This is a genomic window from Mesorhizobium sp. M1E.F.Ca.ET.063.01.1.1 (assembly GCF_003998155.1).
Classification (GTDB): domain Bacteria; phylum Pseudomonadota; class Alphaproteobacteria; order Rhizobiales; family Rhizobiaceae; genus Mesorhizobium.
Window position 1 is genome coordinate 1 of sequence record NZ_RZSC01000603.1, and the last position, 3,645, is coordinate 3,645.

Here is a 3,645-nt window from a genome sequence, read left to right on the forward strand (position 1 = left end):
GATATAGTCGGTGCCGAGCTTGGCCAGCGACTTCTCGACCGCATCGAATATATCGGCACGAACCAGCTTCGAAGGGCGGTCGCCGCGGAACCAGGTGTTGGCGGTGCGGCCGACTACTTTCGAGGCGATGACGACCTTGTCGCGATTTCCCTTCTCCTTCATCCAGCTTCCGATGATCTTCTCGGTCCGCCCCTGCGTCTCGGCCTTCGGCGGGATCGAGTAAAGCTCGGCGGTGTCGATGAAATTCACCCCGCGCGAGAAGGCCAGATCCATCTGCGCATGACCTTCGGCCTCGGTGTTCTGCTGGCACCAGGCCATCGAGCCCAGGCAGATTTGCGAAACAAGGAGATCGGTCCGACCGAGGCGGCGTTTATGCATGGAATTTTCTCCGGCGGGAGGTTTTGCGCGGCTGCGCGGCGAGGAATTCAAGCATAAAGCAAAGGCTTGGGGTTCTCCAACCCTGCCGCCGCCGACTTTTGCGTGAATTGCTAGCGGCGCGCCGCAGCCAGAGCGCGCCGCTTGGCCTCGTCGATCAGCATGTTGGCGACCTGCATGCGGATCATGGCGCGCTGGCGCAGATGCGGGGCAACACGGTCCGGATGGTTGGCGAAAGCGAAGTTGCGCCGCATGCGGCCGAAATCGGCATTCTTGCCTGGACGGTCCAGGCCGAGCTCGCCGGCAATCGATTCCGGATCGATCGGCGGCAGCTTTTCCTCCGGCCGCGGCTCTTCGCCGGCAAGCGCCAGCTTGGCCTGGTCGAGAATCGCGGCGAACTCGGCGGCAAGATCAGTGCCCGCTTCACGGTATTCTGCGGCGACGCTCTCGCCCGCAACCTTGATGCGACCGGAATGAAGCTCGTCCGCCACCGACAGATAATCGAACGGTATAGAGGGCCTGGCGCCCCCGTCTTCGCCCTTCTCGGAAGCGATGATCAGGTCGTCGAGCAACGAAGCGAAATCGAGCTTGTTCCCGGTGCCGATCTCAGCCTCCCCGTATTGCGACGGCATTCACCGTCGCCGCCGACCATAGAGCGCTCTCGTTAAGAATGAATTCCCATGACGTTAACAATTGCGGGCTTTTCAGCTTCCGGAAACCCGACGCAGTCGCCGCCGAAACAAAAAGCCGGACCGCATTTTGTGCAGCCCGGCAAGGTCGCCAGGAATGGCGAGGAAAAGCCGGCCATGGAGCCAGCATCGAGGCCTACGATCGAGCTTCTGCAAAAGTTTCAAAAAAATCGATTGTGGCGGAAAAAATTCGCAAAGGCATGGCTGCCATGCGATTGCTGCACTGCACAATTGTAACAAATCGCCTATATATTAGACGTGTGGAGGACAAATTAGGGGCCTGGGATATGGGGTTCTTCACTGAAATGTTCGCGCGGCCACGCCCGCAGGAACAGCAGCGTTACCGTTCGGCGCTCGCGCTTCTGAACGCGATGAGCAATGCCGACCGCGCCGATATCGGCATCAAGCCGGCGGATTTTCCGCGTATCGCCCGCGAAATGTCGATACGCTGATCTGGCGCTCGGGCAATTCCAGGGCAAGTGTGCCGCGGCTCCGTCCGGAATTGCGCGAAACCAAAAGCAAAGAGGCTTCCCGGTGGTGGCCGGGAACCCTCTCGGTTGTTAGCGTCCCAGGAAAATCGCCTTGCCCAGCGGCACGCCGTTATGCCGCAGGATGTCGTAGGCCGTGGTGACGTGGAAGTAGAAGTTCGGCATGGCGGCATGAAGCAGGTACTGCAGCCCGCTCATCGACACCTCGCGCCCGGCAAGCCTGAGCTCGATCGTCCGCTCCTCCGAGCCCGCCAGGTCTGCGGCCGAGAATGTCGCCAGATGATCGAGCGTCTTGGCGATTCGGGCGTGCAGTTCCTCGAAGCTTGACTCATTGTCCTCGAATTTCGGCACTTCGCGGCCGGCGAGCCGCGACGGCGCGCCCTTGGCGTGATCGGTGGCGATCTGCACCTGCCTCGTCAGCGCGAACATGTCGGGCGCCAGCCTGGCGGTCAGGAACACCTGCGGGTCGATCTTGCGGTCGGCAGCGTTCTGCTCGGCCAGCGACAGCACGCTGGCCAGCGCCTTCAGCCGGGCCGAAAAGACGGCCACGGAAATATCGTACATGGATATGGTCACGTGAGTAATCTCCCCAGGCGGCCTCAGCGCCGCGGGTCGTGAGGTAGCGCCTCCCGGCCCGATTCTTCAAGCAGTGTCCAGGCCGCGTCACCGCGCCGCCGCAATCGCCGTGGTAGTATTTTCGTTATCGAGCGGAGATTCCCGATGATACGTGCCCTTCTCGCAGCGACTGCCTTGCTCTCCCTTGTTGGCATCGGCCAGTCGGCGCTCGCAGCCGAAGTGCCTTATATCGACGATAGATCCAGCGCAGAGGCGGTCGTTCGCTCGCTCTACAGCGCCATCGGCCGGCATGAATTCGCTCGCGCCTGGGGTTACTATGGCGATACGAAGCCAGCAAAAGATTTCAACGCTTTCGTCAAAGGCTACGACAACACCGACACGGTCGAGGTCAAGACCGGCGCCGTTTCCGACGAGGGCGCGGCCGGCAGCATCTATTACAGCGTTCCCGTCGCCATCCAGGCGACCGACAAGAAAGGCGAAGCCAAGGTCTTTGCCGGCTGTTACACGCTTCGCCAGGTCAACGCGCAGATACAGGAACCGCCGTTCCAGCCGATCTTCATCGACAAGGGCGCGCTGAAGCCGTCGACCGAAGATTTCGAAAGTGCCGTGCCGGCCAGCTGCGGCGACGGCCCGCCGCCCCCGAAGACGGACGAGGCGCTTGAACAGGCCAGGAAGGCGTTCCTCGCCACCTATGGCGAACAGTGCGACAAGGAGAATCCGGAAGGCAAGCCAGCCGGCGAGCCGGACGCCTACTCCATCCGCTATAAGGACAAGGACGCCGGAGCCGACGAGCCGGAGCGCGAGACTCGGCTTTTCCGCTTCTTCTGCTCGCTGGCCGCCTACAATGAGAGCGCGGTCTATTACACCTATGACGATGTCGCCGGCGTCAGGCAGCTGCAGTTCGCCTCGCCGGAGCTGGACATCCGCTACGAGAACAACAACAGCGAGGGCAAGGTCGAGGGGATCCACATCATCGGTTTCCAGACCGACGACCAGTTGGTCAATTCCGAGTTTGACGACAAGACCAGGACGATCACGTCCATGAACAAATGGCGCGGTGTCGGCGACGCCTCGTCGACCGGCACCTATCTGTTCCGCAACGGCAATTTCTCGCTGGTGCAGTACGATGTCGATGCGTCCTATGACGGCGAGATCAACCCCGAGACCGTACTGGACTACAACACCCCACCTTGAGTTGAGGGCGCCCTTGTTCAAGGCGCTTTCGTCAGCATCCAATTGAGCGTGCCGCGCCAGTCGACCATACGGATCGGCGTCCCGTGCGTGCCGGTCTCGAAGCGCACGAAACGGGTCGGATAGGCCTTCGACTTGGCGAGGATCGAGCGGAAGAACGCCTCCTGCTTCTCCACCGGGAAAACCACGTCGTGGCTGCCCTGGCCAAAGAACACCGGTACCCGGCGCTTGAAGGCGGGGCTGGTCAGGAAGCTGTCGTCCCAGAGCGAGCCAAGCAGCAGCAGGCCGTTGATGCGGGCTCCCGTGTCCTGGCGATCGGGCAGCTT

General features: G+C 61.7%; 5 protein-coding genes and 1 pseudogene. 2 read left to right on the forward strand and 4 right to left on the reverse strand.

Features of this window, described 5'->3' with window-relative positions; translation table 11 throughout:
- A partial coding sequence (locus tag EOA29_RS28930; protein WP_189479016.1) for an aldo/keto reductase occupies positions 1–378 on the reverse strand: 378 nt, incomplete at its 3' end.
- A gap of 110 nt (positions 379–488) precedes the next feature.
- Complete coding sequence (locus tag EOA29_RS28935; protein WP_189350024.1) at positions 489–1,007, reverse strand: hypothetical protein; 519 nt, start codon at positions 1,005–1,007, stop codon at positions 489–491.
- Positions 1,008–1,351: 344 nt separating this feature from the next.
- Here EOA29_RS28935 and EOA29_RS44070 point away from each other — a divergent pair, with 344 nt between their 5' ends.
- Entirely contained in the window at positions 1,352–1,516 is a 165-nt protein-coding gene (locus EOA29_RS44070; protein ID WP_082954041.1) for a DUF1127 domain-containing protein, read from the forward strand.
- 108 nt (positions 1,517–1,624) lie between these two features.
- Here EOA29_RS44070 and EOA29_RS28945 read toward each other — a convergent pair whose 3' ends face one another.
- Positions 1,625–2,128, reverse strand: a complete 504-nt coding sequence (locus EOA29_RS28945; protein ID WP_126093640.1) for a DUF1993 family protein — start codon at positions 2,126–2,128, stop codon at positions 1,625–1,627.
- A gap of 144 nt (positions 2,129–2,272) precedes the next feature.
- Between EOA29_RS28945 and EOA29_RS28950 the strand changes: the two genes are divergently transcribed.
- Positions 2,273–3,322 (forward strand): DUF1176 domain-containing protein, encoded by a 1,050-nt coding sequence (locus EOA29_RS28950; RefSeq protein WP_126093639.1) that lies wholly within the window; start codon positions 2,273–2,275, stop codon positions 3,320–3,322.
- Positions 3,323–3,339: 17 nt separating this feature from the next.
- Here EOA29_RS28950 and EOA29_RS28955 read toward each other — a convergent pair.
- Positions 3,340–3,645 (reverse strand): annotated as a pseudogene (locus tag EOA29_RS28955) (alpha/beta hydrolase); the annotation flags it as partial.

Coding starts and splice junctions, on each gene's coding strand:
- EOA29_RS28935 (WP_189350024.1), bottom strand. CDS start 1,007: ATGCCGTCGCAATACGGGGAGGCTGAGATCGGCACCGGGAACAAGCTC.
- EOA29_RS44070 (WP_082954041.1), top strand. CDS start 1,352: ATGGGGTTCTTCACTGAAATGTTCGCGCGGCCACGCCCGCAGGAACAG.
- EOA29_RS28950 (WP_126093639.1), top strand. CDS start 2,273: ATGATACGTGCCCTTCTCGCAGCGACTGCCTTGCTCTCCCTTGTTGGC.